Origin of the sequence: Noviherbaspirillum aerium, from assembly GCF_008929045.1 — a bacterium.
Taxonomy (GTDB): Bacteria; Pseudomonadota; Gammaproteobacteria; order Burkholderiales; family Burkholderiaceae_D; genus Noviherbaspirillum; species Noviherbaspirillum aerium.
The window spans coordinates 514,695-531,164 of sequence record NZ_VFAH01000001.1 but is presented as its reverse complement, the minus strand read 5'-3'; the positions used below and the strand labels follow the sequence as shown (position 1 = coordinate 531,164).

Genomic DNA, 16,470 nt, shown 5'->3' with positions numbered 1-16,470 from the left:
ATGGATACATCAACACGAGCGGCCCTGTTTTGGACTAGGGTGGAAAGCCATGCCTGCTTGCCGACCTCATTATCCGCGCCGCCGGCAACTGTCCGAAGGCGGTCTCATGCCCATAATTTCCGGACCAGCTGCAACTGAATGTAATACCCGCCGTCTAACCGGCGTTTTATCTTTACGGTATGCCGTCTCAGCATACTCAATTTGCCAAAGGAATCCTCATGGGGCGAACAAAGCGCTCGATCATCCCCCTCCTTCTCTCGTCGCTGATTTTGACCGCCTGCGGCGGTGGCGGCGAAAACAACAGCGTCACCACCTCTGCCAATGCCGCAGCATCGGTCGCTCCCCAGGACACGGGAGTTCCGCAGGCAACCGGCAATACCGCGACCGACGGGTTCAACTGGTTCAATTTCCGCCGCCGCCAGCTCGGCATCCAGGCGGTCAACCGCAATACGGTGATCGATAGCGCGGCGCTCGGCCATTCGGTCTATCAGCGTGAAAACGACACGATCACCCATGAGCAAACCGTAGGCAAGCCAGGCTTCACCGGACGTACCGCCGGCGACCGTCTGCGCGCGGCCGGCTATCCGCTCACCTCCAGTGCCGGCTTCGCCTACGGCGAAGTGATTTCCGCCACCACAGACACTTCCGGCGCCAATGCCGCCGAAGACCTGATCGCGGCAATCTACCACCGCTTCGTGATTTTCGAGCCGATGTTCAAGGAAGCCGGCGTCGGCTCCGCCGGCCGTTCTGGCGGACTCACCTACTTCACGACCAATTTCACCGCGCTGGGGCTGAACGGCGGATTGGCGCAAGGAAACATCGTGCATTATCCGGTAGCCGATCAGACCCGGGTACCGCGCAATTTTTTCAGTGACAATGAATCGCCGGACCCGGTCCCGAATGCGAATGAAGTGGGTTACCCGGTCAGCGTGCATGCCAACATCACCGACAGCATCGAAGTGCAAACCTTCACCATCACGCCGCGCGGCGGCAATGCATTGCCTGCCCGGCTGCTGAGAAAGGTGGATGATCCGCAGACGCCCGAGTCGGCCGCCGCGATCGTTCCGCTTACACCGTTGACCGCGGGTACGGTCTACGATGTCCGCTTCGTCGGCAAGGTATCGGGAATCGGCGCCAACAACGTGCCCTGGTCCAGCAATATCAACCGCAGCTGGTCCTTCACGACCCAGTAAGAGTAAGCGTCCCAACTGGGCATTGCCTTGGAAACGGCACCTTCGGGGTGCCGTTTCTCTTTCCGTCCAGCCTGCCCGCATTGTTCACATTTCCTGTGCCCAATCCTGTGGATAAGGCCGGACCAACATGCTTAATGCATTGTTTCCAAAGGGTTTTTTCTTCATGGTCAAAATGGGGGCAGGCGCGAACATCTGGCGCTTCGCATAGTCCTATATCGACTTGAAGATGTGAACAAAGGAGAACGCCATGGCAGCAGTGAAATACACCAAGGCAGACTGGGTCGCGCAGGCTGACATCCAGGAGCTGGACAACGGTCAGTTCCAGGGAGTCGTGCTGGTCAGCCGGGAGCGAGGCAAGTCAAGCGAGGAAGCCCGGCATACCGTCGCCGCACCTTCGGACAGCCCGGAACAGGCGCTTGAGCAGGCCACCGCCCTTGCCCATCGCCTTCTTGCGGATGTGACCGCCTGATTTTTTCGCATCGACTTGTTCACAAATCCGGTGGACAAGCATGTGGATAAGCGACGAGAAATTACCCTAAGTCAATGATATGTCAGGAATATTTTTCCTTGATCAAAACCAGGGCTGCGGGAACGGCTCTTGCATCTAACTCCGGCAAGCGACCATAAGGAGTGCGACATGTTCGATATCGTTATCGCGTTTGGCAGTTATCTGGTGCTGATCGGCACCACATTGGCGATGCGCCGCTCGCTGCGTCTGCGCGAGGTGCGCATCAAGGAGCGGCGACGACCGTAGTCATTTTCCAATGCAGAACCGGCTGAAAATCACCCCAAGCAAGTCGTCGGAGGTGAATTCGCCGGTGATGCTGTTGAGCCGTTCCTGGGCAATCCGCAATTCCTCGGCGAGCAGGTCCAGTGCCTGGTCGCTGGTCTGGCTGCCCTGAACTACATAATCGGCCGCCATGTCGAGATGATCCCGCGCCGCCCTCAGTGCAAGCAGATGCCGTTCGCGCGCCAGGAAGCGGGATTCACCGGTCTGCTGCCAGCCTGCCACCCGCAGCAGTTCGGCGCGCAGCAGGTCGATGCCGCGGCGGTCCGCCGCCGACAGGTAGATATGGGTGGCGTCGCTCATGCGGTCGATTGCCGGCTTGTGGCCGGACAAGTCGATCTTGTTCCAGATGCGCAGCACCGGCACGTTCGGCGGAAAGCGGCTGACAATCTCCTCGTCGGCCCGGGTCGGCCCGCGGCTGGCGTCGAGCAGGTGGACGATAACGTCGGCCTTGTGCACTTCACCCCAGGTCCGCTCAATGCCGATGCGTTCCACTTCATCGCCCGCGTCGCGGATTCCGGCGGTGTCGATGATGTTGAGAGGAATGCCTTCCATCTGTATGGTTTCGGTCACCTTGTCGCGCGTGGTGCCGGCAATCGGGGTCACGATTGCGACGTCGGCGCCGGCAAGCGCATTGAGCAATGACGACTTGCCCACATTCGGCTGTCCGGCCAGCACGACATTCAATCCGTCGCGCAGCAGCGCGCCTTGCGACGCATTCTCGAAGATTTCCGCCAGGTTGGCGCGGATCCGTTCCAGCTGGCCGCGCGCGTCCGATTTTTCCAGAAAGTCGATTTCCTCCTCCGGAAAATCGAGCGTGGCTTCCACCAGCATGCGCAGGTGGATCACCTTGTCGACCAGTTCATGGATGGCTTTCGAGAACACGCCCGACAGCGACTGCGAAGCCGATTTTGCGGCCGCTTCGGTGGAGGCTTCGATCAGGTCCGCTACCGCTTCCGCCTGGGCCAGGTCCAGCTTGTTGTTGAGGAAGGCGCGATGGGTGAATTCGCCGGGCTGCGCCAGTCGCAGGTCGATATCGGCGCCGGCTTCCAGGCAGCGCGCGAGCAGCATCTGCATCACGATCGGGCCGCCGTGGCCCTGCAGTTCCAGCACATCTTCGCCGGTATAGGAGTGCGGCGCCTTGAAATACAGGGCGATCCCCTGATCGATCACGCTGCCGTCGGCATTGCGGAACGGCAGATAGGTGGCGTGGCGCGGCTGCAGCCCGACGGTGCCGCATACGGCGGACATGACGGCGCTCAGGTTTTTGCCGGAGACGCGCACCACGCCGATACCGCCCCGTCCGGGTGCGGTGGCGATAGCTGCGATAGGAGAAGAGTCGTAATTCATGAATCGATTGTAGTTTTCGAAGTTTGCGGCCGGCAACTGCCGGAGTGCGGCAAGGTGCCGATTTACCACAAACACAGCCTAGAAAGACCAATAAAAAAGCCCGTGCAGCGCACGGGCTTTTTATCGGCGGCAGGAGCAATTATGCCGTCTTGCCGCTTTCGATGTTCTTGGTGATCACCCACTGCTGCGCGATCGACAGCACGTTGTTGACGACCCAATACAGCACCAGGCCGGCCGGGAAGAAGAAGAACATCACCGAGAATGCGATCGGCATGAACATCATCACCTTGGCCTGGATCGGGTCCGGCGGTGTCGGATTGAGCTTGGTCTGGATGAACATCGAGACCGCCATCAGCACCGGCAGGATGTACCACGGATCAGGTGCGGCCAGATCCTGAATCCAGCCCAGCCATGGCGCATTGCGCATTTCCACCGACGCCAGCAGCACCCAGTACAGCGCGATGAAGACCGGAATCTGCACCAGAATCGGCAGACAGCCGCCCAGCGGATTGATTTTCTCGGTGCGATACAGTTCCATCATGGCCTGGTTCATCTTGGCCGGATCGGACTTGAACCGCTCGCGGATCGACTGCATCTTCGGTGTCACGGTCTTCATCTTCGCCATGCTGCGGTAGCTTGCGGCCGACAGCGGGAAGAAGGCCAGCTTGATCAGCACGGTCAGCGCGATGATGGTCCAGCCCCAGTTGCCGAGCACCTTGTGGATCTGCACCATCAGCCAGAAGATCGGCTTGGCGATGATGGTGAGGATGCCGTAATCCTTGACCAGGTCCAGGCCAGGCGCCAGCTTTTCCAGCGTGTCCGACTCTTGCGGCCCTGAATACAGGCGCGAATCAATGGCGGAGGCAGCGCCGGGAGCGACCGTGCCGACCGGCAGGATAGTGCCGGTCGAGTACAGGTTGTCGCCGATTTTCTTGGTATAGATTTCACGCGCCACATTTTGCGGCGGCAGGATCGCGGTCACGAAATAATGCTGGACCAGCGCCACCCAGCCGTCGTTGGCCTTGGTCACATGCTTTGCCTTGCCTTCCGCAATTTCCTCGAAGGTCATCTTCTGGAATTTTTCCACATCGGTGTAGACCACCGGACCGGTGAAGGTGCTGTAGAAATAGGACTCGCCTTCCAGCTTGTTGCCATCGCGTACCAGCTGCAGATACAGCGACGGGTTGATCGGTGCGCCGCTGTTGTTGACCACTTCGTGCCGCGTGCCGATGGTGTAATCGCCGCGCTTGAAGCTCAGGGTCTTGATCAGCTTGACGCCGCCCTGCTCCGCCTCAAGCACCAGTTGCACCGTTTCGTTGTTGTCGAGCGTGCGCGGACCCGGACGGGCGCTGAAGACCGATTTGTGATTCGGGAAATCGCCGCCGATCAAGCCGGTCTGGCCGATATAGGTATGCTTGCCGCCCGCTTCGAACAAGACCATGTTCTTGGTCGGATCGGTGGCGTCCTTGTGCTTGAGCAGTTCCAGACGCTTGATCTCGCCGCCCATGGTGTCGACATCCACCTTCACGACGTCGGTGGTGATGGTGATGATCTCGCTTTTTGCCGCAGGTGCACCCGAGGGAACGGCCGCGGCGCTGGCGCCTGGCGTTGCGCCCGCACTGGCCTGGGGCACGTCGCCCTTGACCGGGTTGCCGCCTGCCGCGGCCGGCTTGGCTGCCTGTTGGGTGGTGCCCGGGAAGAACATCGAGGGCTTGCCGTTGTGGCGCATCCAGTTATCCCATAACAGCAGCAGGGACAACGAGAACACAACCCACAGGACGGTACGTTGGATATCCATAAATATAGTCAGTCAGTGGTCAGGAAAATTCAGTGATGATGGCAACTGCAAGTTTTGTCTTCCGGCGCGGCAGGTTTCTTTTCCGGCACCGGATCGAATCCCCCGGGATGCCATGGATGGCACTTGCACAAGCGTTTTGCCGTCAGCAGGCTGCCCGCCGCCGCGCCATGTTCCCGGATGGCTTCGGTCGCGTATTCGGAGCAGCTTGGGTGGAAACGGCATTTGGGCCCGAGGAATGGGCTGATGCCCAACTTGTACGCGCGCAATAGTAGCAGCAAAACCGATTTCATTTTCGCGCCCGGGTCTGGGAAAGCAGCAACTGAGAGAGTTCGGCACGCAGCACGGCTTTCAGGCCGGACGTGGTAGCCGGATCGGCCTTGGCGTTCACGGGTCTGGAAAGACGGACGATGCAGTCGATCGGCGGCAGTTCGGACTGGCGGAACAGCTCGCGCGTGACGCGCTTGATGGTATTGCGGGTAACGGCGCGCGGCGCAAAGCGCTTGGCAGCGACAATGCCGAGCCTGGCATGGCTCAACTGGTTGCTGCGCGCGTAGAGGACGAAATGTGCGGTCCGGTAGACAGGCCGCAAACGAAAAACGGATGAAAAATCATCCGTTTTAACGATTCGCCGATCGCGTGCGTAGCTGTGTGAACGAGATTCGCCCACGGCTGGCAGCGTCGGTTGGACTGACGTGGCTTAGACGGCCAGGCGCTTGCGGCCCTTGGCGCGACGAGCGTTGAGGACAGCGCGGCCACCGCGGGTTGCCATACGTGCGCGGAAGCCATGGGTGCGCTTGCGGCGGACGACGGAAGGTTGGTAAGTACGTTTCATGTTGGTCTCGCTATTCAGCAAAAATGGGTGGAATCATCAGCGGCCCATTCTTGTTTTGTGCGCTATACACAAAACGCAACAGGCAGTGAACCCGCAATTAGACACTGTTTTGCATTTCCCTGTCAATTATTTAGGCAAACGCAAAGTGCAAATTGGTAGTTTGGCATTGCCATTACGGCGTCGTGAATACTTGGTATATATTTCCTTGCATTAAATAAGAACAACCGTGCGGATCGGCTCGCGCATGCCGAAATTCCTGCGGATGGCAAGCAATTTATTGTGTAGGAAAAATGACGCAGCCTGTGGATAACTCAAGTTCCCGAGGTTAGAATAGCTCTCCCGTGTGGACCGCCTTCAAGGTCGGAAAGCCTCTTTTCCCCCTGTTTGGAACCGTCCGGCAGGCAGATGCCGGCGCCAAGGGGCAGGTTTTGGGAGAAGCGGTGCCGGATGCAGGCCAAGTCTGTTCCACATAACAAGACAACAGAAAAGTACATGGAAGATTTTTGGCAGACTTGCTCCGCTATGCTGGAGCAGGAACTCACGCCGCAGCAGTTCAGCGCCTGGATCAAGCCGCTGGCTCCGCTCGACTTCGAAGAAGGCCGCCTGCGCATCGCAGCGCCGAACCGCTTCAAGCTCGACTGGGTGAAAACCCAGTTCGCCAGCCGCATCACCACTCTGGCGCATGAGTACTGGGAAGCTCCCATTGACGTGCAGTTCGTGCTCGATCCGCGAGGAAACAACGCGCGCAAGCCGGTTTCCCCGCCGTCTTCGGCAGCTGCCGGCCAGCCTTCCGCCAACAGTCAGGCTGCCCAGCATGCCCAAGGCAATCCGCTCGACGATATCCCGGACCCGATCGAGCGTGCCGACATCGTTATCGAGGATACGAAAAAGCGCGACCAGAGCAAGATCAACGCCGCGCTGACCTTTGAAAGCTTCGTCACCGGCAAGGCCAATCAGCTGGCCCGCGCCGCGGCAATCCAGGTGGCCAACAACCCCGGGGTATCCTACAACCCGCTGTTTCTGTACGGCGGCGTCGGACTCGGAAAAACCCACCTGATCCATGCCATCGGCAATCAGCTGCTCGGCGAGAATCCCAATGTCCGGATCCGCTACATCCATGCCGAACAGTATGTTCGCGACGTAGTGACCGCTTACCAGCGCAAGGGCTTCGACGACTTCAAGCGTTACTATCATTCGCTCGACATGCTGCTGATCGATGATATTCAATTCTTCGCCGGCAAGAGCCGCACCCAGGAAGAATTCTTCTACGCCTTCGAAGCGCTGATCGCGGCGAAGAAGCAGATCATCATCACCAGCGATACTTATCCCAAGGAAATCAGCGGCATGGATGACCGCCTGATCTCCCGTTTCGACTCCGGCCTGACGGTCGCGGTGGAGCCGCCCGAGCTGGAAATGCGTGTTGCCATCCTGCTCAAGAAAGCTGCACAGGAAGGCGCTGTTCTGTCGGACGACGTTGCCTTCTTCGTTGCCAAGCATCTGCGTTCCAACGTGCGCGAACTGGAAGGCGCATTGAGGAAAATCCTCGCCTATTCCCGTTTCCACGGCAAAGATATTACGATCGACGTTGTCAAGGAAGCATTGAAAGATCTGCTTTCGGTCCAAAATAGGCAGATATCGGTCGAGAATATTCAAAAGACGGTCGCCGACTTTTTCAACATCAAGGTGGCCGACATGTATTCCAAGAAGCGTCCGGCCAACATTGCCCGTCCGCGCCAGATTGCGATGTATCTGGCAAAGGAACTGACGCAGAAGAGCCTGCCCGAGATCGGCGAGCTGTTTGGCGGCCGCGACCACACGACGGTTCTGCATGCGGTGCGCAAGATCGCTGCCGACCGCAGCAAGAACCCGGAAGTCAACCACGAGCTGCATGTGCTCGAACAGACGCTCAAGGGTTGATCCGCGGCTGCCCGGCGGCTTGTGGATAAGTCGCATGCCGGGGGCGTGAAGTTTCCTTGCCACTCCGTTAACAAACCGACCTTCTATTTCATTGAAGGGAACCTTTTTCTGTCAGAATAGAGGGTATTCAGCGCTAATGAAATCAGGCCCGCGTCACTTCCCGCAGAAGCTGCAAAGCGACCGGCCTTTTCTCCGATTCACAGCATCGTCTCAACTCACACAAGGATAAAAAGCATGCAATTGGTGAAAACCCAACGCGACACGCTTCTCCGGCCGCTGCAGATTGTGAGTGGTATTGTCGAGCGTCGGCACACGCTGCCGATTCTGGCCAATATCCTCATTCGTAAGGACGGCGAAAAGGTGTCTTTTCTGTCGACCGACATCGAAGTGCAGATCACCACGCATGCCGACGTAGGCGCCGGCGCCGAAGTGGCGGCCACCACGGTGGCGGCACGCAAGCTGCTCGATATCCTGCGCGCGCTGCCGGATTCCGGCGACGTGACGCTGTCGCTGGCCAACAAGCGCATGACGGTCCAGTCCGGCAAGTCGCGCTTCGCCCTGCAGACGCTGGCCGCGGAAGAGTTTCCGACGGTCGCCCAGGCGGAGCACTTCAATGCCAAGGTCACCCTGCCGCAAAAGACGCTCAAGCATCTGTTCAACATGGTCCATTTCTCGATGGCCCAGCAGGACATCCGCTATTACCTGAACGGCCTGCTGCTGGTCGTCGACGGCAAGAACGTGATCGCGGTCGCCACCGACGGCCACCGTCTTGCGTTCTGCCAGGTCGAGACCGACCAGGATTTCGAGCGCCAGGAAGTCATCATTCCGCGCAAGACCATCCTGGAACTGCAGCGCCTGCTCGAAGACAGCGACCAGACGGTCGACCTCGAGATCGCCAACAACCAGGTCAAGCTGAGCTTTGCCGACATCGAACTGATTTCCAAGCTCGTCGAAGGCAAGTTTCCCGACTATACCCGCGTGATCCCCAAGGGTTACAAGAACAACTTCACGATCGACCGCCAGACGCTGCTGCATTCCCTGCAGCGCGCGGCCATCATGACCAGCGACAAGTTCAAGGGGGTGCGCTGCATCATCAGCCCGGGCAGCCTGAAGATCAGCTCGACCAACGCCGATCAGGAAGAAGCGGTCGAGGAGCTCGAAATCGATTACGGCGGCGACAGCATCGATATCGGTTTCAACGTGACCTATTTGCTCGACGTACTGAACAACCTCAAAAGCGACAACATCAACATTGCGCTCGGAGACGCCAACTCGTCGGCACTGATCACCGTGCCGGAGAACGGCGACTTCAAGTATGTCGTGATGCCGATGCGTATTTGATTCATTGAACAAGGAAGCAAGCAAAGGGGGCCGCTGCAGTCAAGCGAGCCCCTTTGCCGCATTTAAGAAATATTAATTTCCGGCTGCCGAGCGGTCTCCCGCATCGGAAAACGCCGCGAGGAAGCAGGTTTGGCGCAGATTCAGTGATCTGCGCGGACAATTCTTCCCGCGCCCGCCTCCGCAAGAGGCGGAACCGGCAGCCGGATCGTTCTTTTAGCCGTCATTCGTTTCATCAGAAAGCAGCCATGTCCGCGATTCCACAAGAAACCATCCCGCAACCGCAACAAAGCCAGTACGGCGCCTCCTCCATCCAGATCCTGGAAGGCCTGGAAGCGGTACGCAAGCGCCCCGGCATGTATATCGGTGACACGTCTGACGGCACCGGCCTGCATCACCTGGTGTTCGAAGTGCTCGACAACTCGATCGACGAAGCGCTGGCAGGCTACTGCAGCGAGATCCATGTCACCATCCACTCCGATAATTCCATCTCGATCACCGACAACGGCCGCGGCATTCCTACCGGCATCAAGTGGGACGACAAGCACGATCCCAAGCGCAGCGCCGCCGAAATCGTGATGACCGAGCTGCATGCCGGCGGCAAGTTCGACCAGAATTCCTACAAGGTCTCGGGCGGCCTGCATGGCGTGGGCGTCTCCTGCGTGAACGCCCTGTCCAAGCTGCTCAAGCTGACCATCCGCCGCGACGGCAAGGTGCATACCATGGAGTTTTCCAAGGGTGTCGTCCAGAACCGCGAAATGGAAACCGTAGACGGCGTCGTTACCTCGCCGATCAAGGTCATCGGCGAAACCGACAAGCGCGGCACCGAGGTGCATTTCTGGGCCGACGAGGAAATCTTCACCCACGTCGAATTCCACTATGACATCCTCGCCAAGCGCATCCGCGAACTGTCCTTCCTCAACAACGGCGTGCACATCAAGCTGACCGACCAGCGCACCGGCAAGGAAGAGGATTTCGCATTTGAAGGCGGCACCCGCGGTTTCGTCGAATACATCAACAAGGCCAAGACGGTGCTGCATCCGACCGTCTTCCAGGCCACCGGCGAAAAGATGTCCGAGCAGGGCACGCTGATCAGCGTCGATGTCTCCATGCAGTGGAACGACGCCTTCAACGAGCAGGTGCTCTGCTTCACCAACAACATTCCCCAGCGCGACGGCGGCACCCACCTCACCGGCCTGCGCGCGGCGATGACGCGCGTCATCAACAAATACATCGAGGAAAACGACTTCGCCAAGAAAGCCAAGGTGGAAATCGCCGGCGATGACATGCGCGAAGGCCTGACCTGCGTGCTGTCGGTGAAAGTGCCCGAGCCGAAGTTCAGCTCGCAGACCAAGGACAAGCTGGTGTCGTCCGAAGTGCGCGGCCCGGTCGAGGAAATCGTCGCCAAGACGCTCACCGACTACCTGATGGAAAAGCCGAACGATGCCAAGATCATCTGCGGCAAGATCGTCGAAGCCGCGCGCGCCCGCGAAGCCGCCCGCAAGGCGCGCGAGCTGACCCGCCGCAAGGGCGTGATGGACGGCCTCGGCCTGTCCGCCAAGCTGGCCGACTGCCAGGAAAAGGATCCGGCGCTGTGCGAACTCTACATCGTCGAGGGCGACTCCGCGGGCGGTTCCGCCAAGCAGGGCCGCGACCGGAAGTTCCAGGCCATCCTGCCGCTGCGCGGCAAGGTGCTCAACGTCGAGAAGGCCCGCTTTGAGAAGATGCTGTCCTCGGAGCAGATCACGACCCTGATCGCCACGCTCGGCACCAGCATCGGACCGGATGAATTCAATGTCGAGAAGCTGCGCTACCACCGCATTATCATCATGACCGATGCGGACGTCGACGGCGCCCACATCCGCACCCTGCTGCTGACGCTGCTGTATCGCCAGATGCCGCAGCTGGTCGAGCGCGGCCATGTCTACATCGCCCAGCCGCCGCTCTACAAGGTCAAGCATGGCCGCGACGAGCGCTACCTCAAGGATGATGTCGAGGAAGCGCAGTACATGATGCAGATTGCGCTCAACGATGCCGCGCTCATCCCGACGGAAAACGGCCAGCCGATCATCGGCGACTCGCTGTCGGAGCTGGTCCGCCAGTACAACACCGCCAATGCCATCATCATGCGCCTGTCGCGCGCGGTCGACGATGCGGCGCTGTCGGCCATCATGACCGGCGTGACGCTCAATCTCGACACCGTGGCCAATGCGGAAGACTCGGCACAGGCGCTGACCCGGGCCATCAACGATCCGGACGTCGAAGTGCTCGTAAAATCCGACGAATTGTCCGACAAGCACATGCTGCGCATCCAGCGCCGCCACTTCGGCAACCTGAAGATCAGCACCATCGATGCCGATTTCGTCCATGGCCCCGACTACCAGGTATTGTCCAGCGCCGCCGCCACCTTCAAGGGCCTGATCGGCCCGGGCGCGATCGTGCGCCGCGGCCAGGGCGACAAGGCCAAGGAATTCGCGATCCGCGACTTCCACGAAGCGATGTCCTGGCTGCGCGACGAAGCCGAACGCGGCGTGTCCAAGCAGCGCTACAAGGGACTGGGCGAGATGAACCCCGAGCAGCTGTGGGAAACCACGATGGATCCGACCGTACGCCGCCTGCTGAAAGTGCAGATCGAGGATGCGATCGCAGCCGACCAGATCTTCACCACACTGATGGGCGACGACGTCGAGCCGCGCAGGGCTTTCATCGAGCTCAATGCGCTGCAGGCGGGCAATATCGACGTTTGATGCGAGATTGCGGACTGTCGCAAAGCTTGCCTGAGCGGAGCAGCGAGTCCACCTTGCGATGAGCGAAAAAAGGAAGGGCCAGTCGGTTGTCGATTGGCCCTTTGTCATTGATGCGGGTGGATGGGTGGACTGACATCAATCGATATGGCTGATGCAGAGTACTACCTGGCGATTCAGCCTCGGATTCGGCAAATGCCCAACACCAGATAGACAGGTCAAGTTGCAACAGTATCAACTTCATTGTTATCCTCAACCCTCTTTTGTTGAAAGGATGGCAATGTCGATCAGTGAAGCATTGCGCGGCACCTATGCGAACGTCATGCGCGTCGTCTCTACCGAAGCCGCCACCCTGGCGCAATCCAACGAAGCATGTTTCAAGGACTTTCAGCTGGTCGAGATCCCGGACGTCATGTCCCGGATGAATGCCGCTGTCGGGGCTGCATTGATGAAACGCTGGTTCAACAGCCCTCCCTTTGTACTGCCGCCTTCATGGAAGTCAGGTACGGTCGACTTTCGCGCAGTCTCGAGGAAAAATATCGATACCGCCATTCTGAAGATGTCATGGCTGGCCGGGTTTGCCCGCGCAGCGCAGGCCATGTCGCTGCTGGAGTTGCAGCGCACGCAGACGCCAGCCGCAGAACGGGAACTGAAAAGGGTGCTCATGCGTTCAGGATTGCTGACCGGGGCCCGCCGCGCAATTGGCAACACGAACGATGTCGTTGCTCTTCACGAGACCGCTCACCTGAACATGATCAGCGTCGGTTTCAGCAACAGCACCGATGCACTCGACTGCGCGCTCGGCAGTTTCACCCTGCATATGGCTGTGAGCGGCTTTGTGCAACCCTTGCCGAAACGGGGCGATGGCTGTTCCCACCAGGTCGAAGTCCATGCGCTTCACTTTTACGTGCGCGATAACTATGACTTTACGGCGGATGACGAGCCTCTTGGCCACTGGGGGCGCGAAGGCGCATCAACCCTGTACAGCACCGGCAAGGTGTTCGTCGAGAACCGCAGCTTCCGGGAATGGCGAAGGCAACATGCGCGCGGCGGAGACTTTGTCGTCTTCTCCGACATCCTGACCAAGTCGCTCGCAAAACCCTTGATCATGAGGATTTGAGCGCCATGGTCTTCCGTACACTGAGCACTTCCTGCTTATTGCTTGTCTCGCTACTGAGCGCCATTGCCTTCGCCGGATATGTCGAGGTCAAGGATACGATCAGTTTTCATTGGTCCGCCGGCGCGTTCGATCGGCTGCTGCTTGGCGTTGCCTATGGCGGGATTGCCATTCTCTGCGTCAGCGCGTTGTTTCGGGTGTTTGCCGCGCGCCAGATGCTGAGCATTACCCTGGCCGCATGCATCGCATCGATACTCTATTTCCTGGCAACCTATCCGTCCAACCATGATGATGCCCATGCGGCGCCTGCGCTGTCGCCTACGCAAATGGAGCTTTACTGGCTGCTGGCGGCAAACGGCATGCTGCTGCTCGCGGCTTGCCTGGCGCCATGGATCAGCAACCGGCTCCGAAAAAACAAGGCCCGGTGAATCGCAACCACCGGGCCTTTTGGTGTCGGGCTGAATGGTTCTATTCGCCGCCGTAGGCGTACGTGAACTTGTTGCCGACAATCCTTCCCATCACGCGCGAACGCTGATCCAGGCCGACATGATCCTTCGGGCTCATGTTGATCACGCCTTGCGGCACCATCAGGTTCTTCGTATTCTCGATTGCCGTGCGCAGCGCGGCACGGAATTCCTTCGTGCCGGGCTTGGCGCTCTTGAGCGCCTGCGGCATCGCGTTTTCGAGCAGCAGGTAAGCACCCCAGGCATCGGCCGAGAATTGCGTCATCGTATCGGGGCCGTAGGCGGCTTCATAGCGGCGCAGGAAATCCATTCCGGTCTTCTTGATGGAATTGGAATTGGGCAGGGTCTTTGCTACCACGCCGGGGCCGGAAGGGAAGAAAGTGCCTTCGACATCCTTGCCGCCGACACGCAGGAAGTCCAGCGTGCCGATGCCGTGCGTCTGGTAGATGCGTCCCTTGTAGCCGCGTTCGACCAGCGTCTTCTGCGGCAGTACCGCTGGCGTTGCCGAACCTGCGACCAGGATCGCATCCGGCTGCGCAGATATCAGCTTGAGAACCTGCCCGGTGACGCTGGTGTCGGTGCGCGCATAGCGCTCGCTGCCGACGATCTTGAGCTTGCGGATCTCCGCCACCTTGGAAAACTCGCGCCACCATCCTTCGCCGTAGGCGTCGGCGAAGCCGATGAAGCCGACCGTCTTCACGCCGTTGTCGGACATGTGCTGCGTGATGATGGTGGCCATGTGGGAGTCGTTCTGCGGCATCTTGAATGCCCAGAAGCGCTTCGCATCCATCGGCTCGACAATGGCGGAAGATGCCGCCAGTGCGATCATCGGCGTTTCCGTTTCCGCGGCAATGTCCAGCATTGCCAAGGCATTCGGCGTGGTGACCGGCCCTACCACCGCGTCCACCTTCTCTTCGGCGGTGAGGCGGCGCATGTTGCGCGTGGCATTGGTCACGTCGGATGCATCGTCGAGGATGATGTACTCGGCCTTCTGACCGGCAATTTCCTTGGGCCAGAGCAGCATCGCATTCTTGGTCGGAATGCCGATGGCGGCGGCAGGGCCGGTCGAGGAGATGGTGATGCCGATCTTGATCTGCGCGAAGGACGGTGCTGCCGCCATCGCAAGGCTGAGGGACAAGAGAGCGGACAGGCGGCGCATGGGAGAGGGCATGGACTTTCCTTCGCTAAGAAAGTGAAGATTATAAAGCCCATGCCTTTGTTCGTCCGAAGAGAGACTTGACGACTGCGGGCCGCGTTTCACGCACGGCCCGACTTCTCATGCTGTTGCCATACTTGGAAGGAATCCGGGAAGGAGTCCGTGGGTAGAGAGGGCTTGCTATGTTCAATGCGGCTTGTTGTCCATGAGTGAAATCATCGAGCTCATGGCACTGCGGCAGGCGGGAGCGCCCAGCGACTGCAGGCAGGAGTCCCACGGCCCCATGAATCCCCTCGGTGCAGGAATCAGGACGACATGCGCGGGAAGATAGGTGCGCAGCGTCTGCCGCACGCGTGCGCCGTCGCTGTTCAGCATTTGCTGATACGCGCCATCGCCAAGGGCCATCATGTCGCGCAGGGGCTGCGGATTGACATACGGGAGATCCGCCATCGTGAGCAATACCTGCGGCATGTAGAAGGCGGCAGGGATGGCGCCTTTGAGGGCGGGCTGCGGATCATTGAACAGGTACCAGCGACGCGTCGGCATCACCTCGACCGCCATGCCGCCCTGGCCTGCCGGCGCGCTGAAGGCCACGATGCGGGCGAGCAGTTCGCCGTTGGGCAGGGAGGTCGTGTCGAAATCCAGCCATGCCAGTGTCTTGTCGGCGGAGATGGTGAATACGCCGAGCCTGGGCAGGTAGCTGCCGGTCGGAAGAAGTTCGACATTTTCCAGCCCGCTGCCGCGCACCTGCAGGCGAACGGTGCCCTTGGGCGCGCCGCCGTCGGCCGGCGCCTCAAGCAGCATGGCGGCGAACGTAGTCGATGCGGTACGGCTTTCAGCCGCGGATGGCGACGTTGCAGTGTCGTTGCCGCTCACGGCGACAGTAGATGGCAGGCTTGCAGAAGAACCTGATGAAGCGGTGGGCTCGCTGCCTCCGCAGCCAGCCAGAAGAACGCAGATGCATGCACCGATAAAGCCTTGAATCCCTGATTTCATGTAACACCTCGAAGCGAATTGTGATGAATCCCCGTTTGGGGTTAGTCGAGATTAATCGACTATTCGAGGCGTCTTCGGCGAACTGCGCCGGCTTTGATTTTCATTAAGTGCGCTGTTCCTCTAATGCCACATTGACATGCATGTTGCATTCCCGGCTTGCGCGACAGGCCCGAATCGATGAAGATAAATACGTTTGATCAGCCACTTACCCGCCTGATTGCGACGGCTCGCGCGGTGTCTTCCATCGCAGCGGCGCCACGGCAATGAAGGCAACGTGATGGCAATATCGTTCCAATACCGCGCCAGTCAGGACCTGCCTTTCCTGCTTCGCTGCTTGAGCTCGGTGTATTTCGCAGCAGACCCATACGATTGATCCACCGGGTATTTCTCCGCATTCTTTCGTATTTTGTCTTCCGCCGCCTTCAGCAAGTCGATGCCGCCTTCCCCCGCCACCAGCAGGAGATACAGCAGGACATCCGCGCACTCGTCGGCAAGCTGCTCGCGGAAGCTGGCATCCGTCGAGGAAAGGCGCAGCAATTCCTCATCGGATTTCCACTGGGTCAGTTCCAGCAGTTCCGCCGCTTCGAGATTGAGCGAGATGATCAGGTTCTTCAGGTTGTGAAACTGTTTCCAGTTGCGCTCGTCGCGAAAGCGGATGAGCATCGTTCGGATTGCCTCCAGGTCGGCCATATCGTTTCCCTTCGTTGAGTTCGCGTCAGTGTGCACCGCTTTTGCGGCTGCTGCCAGCATCAGCGGCCGCAACGGGTTAGCATTGCCG

Annotated in this window: 15 protein-coding genes; 7 read left to right on the top strand and 8 right to left on the bottom strand. The window is 59.4% G+C overall.

The features are described 5' to 3' along the window. The first annotated feature begins 218 nt into the window (after positions 1 to 218). Both FH061_RS02375 and FH061_RS02370 read left to right on the top strand, forming a co-directional pair. On the top strand, positions 219 to 1,193 hold the full coding sequence (locus tag FH061_RS02375) for a CAP domain-containing protein (protein WP_151632553.1): 975 nt from the start codon (positions 219 to 221) through the stop codon (positions 1,191 to 1,193). A 247-nt stretch (positions 1,194 to 1,440) separates the two neighbouring features. Continuing rightward, on the top strand, positions 1,441 to 1,662 hold the full coding sequence (locus tag FH061_RS02370; RefSeq protein ID WP_151632551.1) for a hypothetical protein: 222 nt from the start codon (positions 1,441 to 1,443) through the stop codon (positions 1,660 to 1,662). 285 nt (positions 1,663 to 1,947) lie between these two features. On the opposite strand, the gene mnmE is transcribed toward FH061_RS02370, so the two are convergent. The 5 genes from mnmE to rpmH all read right to left on the bottom strand — a co-directional run bounded on the left by mnmE (position 1,948) and on the right by rpmH (position 5,960). Beyond that, positions 1,948 to 3,330: a tRNA uridine-5-carboxymethylaminomethyl(34) synthesis GTPase MnmE gene (gene mnmE, locus FH061_RS02365; RefSeq protein WP_151632549.1), complete on the bottom strand. Its 1,383-nt coding sequence runs from the start codon at positions 3,328 to 3,330 to the stop codon at positions 1,948 to 1,950. Between the two features lie 139 nt (positions 3,331 to 3,469). Further along, complete coding sequence (gene yidC / locus FH061_RS02360; RefSeq protein ID WP_151632547.1) at positions 3,470 to 5,128, bottom strand: membrane protein insertase YidC; 1,659 nt, start codon at positions 5,126 to 5,128, stop codon at positions 3,470 to 3,472. Positions 5,129 to 5,157: 29 nt separating this feature from the next. Continuing rightward, complete coding sequence (gene yidD, locus FH061_RS02355) at positions 5,158 to 5,418, bottom strand: membrane protein insertion efficiency factor YidD (RefSeq protein ID WP_151632546.1); 261 nt, start codon at positions 5,416 to 5,418, stop codon at positions 5,158 to 5,160. Continuing rightward, positions 5,415 to 5,795: a ribonuclease P protein component gene (gene rnpA, locus FH061_RS02350; protein WP_151632545.1), complete on the bottom strand. Its 381-nt coding sequence runs from the start codon at positions 5,793 to 5,795 to the stop codon at positions 5,415 to 5,417. The genes yidD and rnpA overlap by 4 nt, the downstream gene beginning before the upstream one ends. 30 nt (positions 5,796 to 5,825) lie before the next feature. Continuing rightward, positions 5,826 to 5,960 carry a 50S ribosomal protein L34 gene (gene rpmH / locus FH061_RS02345; protein ID WP_057289000.1) on the bottom strand — a complete coding sequence of 45 codons (135 nt, stop codon included), beginning with the start codon at positions 5,958 to 5,960 and terminating at the stop codon, positions 5,826 to 5,828. Between the two features lie 492 nt (positions 5,961 to 6,452). On the opposite strand from rpmH, the gene dnaA reads away from it, so the two are divergent. The 5 genes from dnaA (at position 6,453) to FH061_RS02320 (ending at position 13,504) form a co-directional block, all read left to right on the top strand. Continuing rightward, the gene (dnaA, locus tag FH061_RS02340; RefSeq protein ID WP_225984450.1) at positions 6,453 to 7,877 is read left to right on the top strand and encodes a chromosomal replication initiator protein DnaA; all 1,425 of its coding nucleotides are present in this window, start codon (positions 6,453 to 6,455) and stop codon (positions 7,875 to 7,877) included. Between the two features lie 234 nt (positions 7,878 to 8,111). Beyond that, positions 8,112 to 9,218 carry a DNA polymerase III subunit beta gene (dnaN, locus tag FH061_RS02335; protein ID WP_151632543.1) on the top strand — a complete coding sequence of 369 codons (1,107 nt, stop codon included), beginning with the start codon at positions 8,112 to 8,114 and terminating at the stop codon, positions 9,216 to 9,218. Positions 9,219 to 9,463: 245 nt separating this feature from the next. Beyond that, the gene (gene gyrB / locus FH061_RS02330; RefSeq protein ID WP_151632542.1) at positions 9,464 to 11,962 is read left to right on the top strand and encodes a DNA topoisomerase (ATP-hydrolyzing) subunit B; all 2,499 of its coding nucleotides are present in this window, start codon (positions 9,464 to 9,466) and stop codon (positions 11,960 to 11,962) included. A gap of 277 nt (positions 11,963 to 12,239) precedes the next feature. Further along, positions 12,240 to 13,079 (top strand): DUF6402 family protein, encoded by an 840-nt coding sequence (locus FH061_RS02325; protein ID WP_151632540.1) that lies wholly within the window; start codon positions 12,240 to 12,242, stop codon positions 13,077 to 13,079. Between the two features lie 5 nt (positions 13,080 to 13,084). Then, positions 13,085 to 13,504: a hypothetical protein gene (locus tag FH061_RS02320; RefSeq protein ID WP_151632538.1), complete on the top strand. Its 420-nt coding sequence runs from the start codon at positions 13,085 to 13,087 to the stop codon at positions 13,502 to 13,504. A gap of 40 nt (positions 13,505 to 13,544) precedes the next feature. Here FH061_RS02320 and FH061_RS02315 read toward each other — a convergent pair whose 3' ends face one another. The 3 genes from FH061_RS02315 to FH061_RS02305 all read right to left on the bottom strand — a co-directional run bounded on the left by FH061_RS02315 (position 13,545) and on the right by FH061_RS02305 (position 16,382). Continuing rightward, on the bottom strand, positions 13,545 to 14,711 hold the full coding sequence (locus FH061_RS02315; RefSeq protein ID WP_151632536.1) for an ABC transporter substrate-binding protein: 1,167 nt from the start codon (positions 14,709 to 14,711) through the stop codon (positions 13,545 to 13,547). Positions 14,712 to 14,882: 171 nt separating this feature from the next. Continuing rightward, positions 14,883 to 15,692 carry a hypothetical protein gene (locus tag FH061_RS02310; RefSeq protein ID WP_151632534.1) on the bottom strand — a complete coding sequence of 270 codons (810 nt, stop codon included), beginning with the start codon at positions 15,690 to 15,692 and terminating at the stop codon, positions 14,883 to 14,885. 306 nt (positions 15,693 to 15,998) lie between these two features. Beyond that, positions 15,999 to 16,382, bottom strand: coding sequence for a nucleotide pyrophosphohydrolase (locus tag FH061_RS02305; RefSeq protein WP_192804871.1), 384 nt, complete (start codon positions 16,380 to 16,382; stop codon positions 15,999 to 16,001). Positions 16,383 to 16,470: the final 88 nt, after the last annotated feature.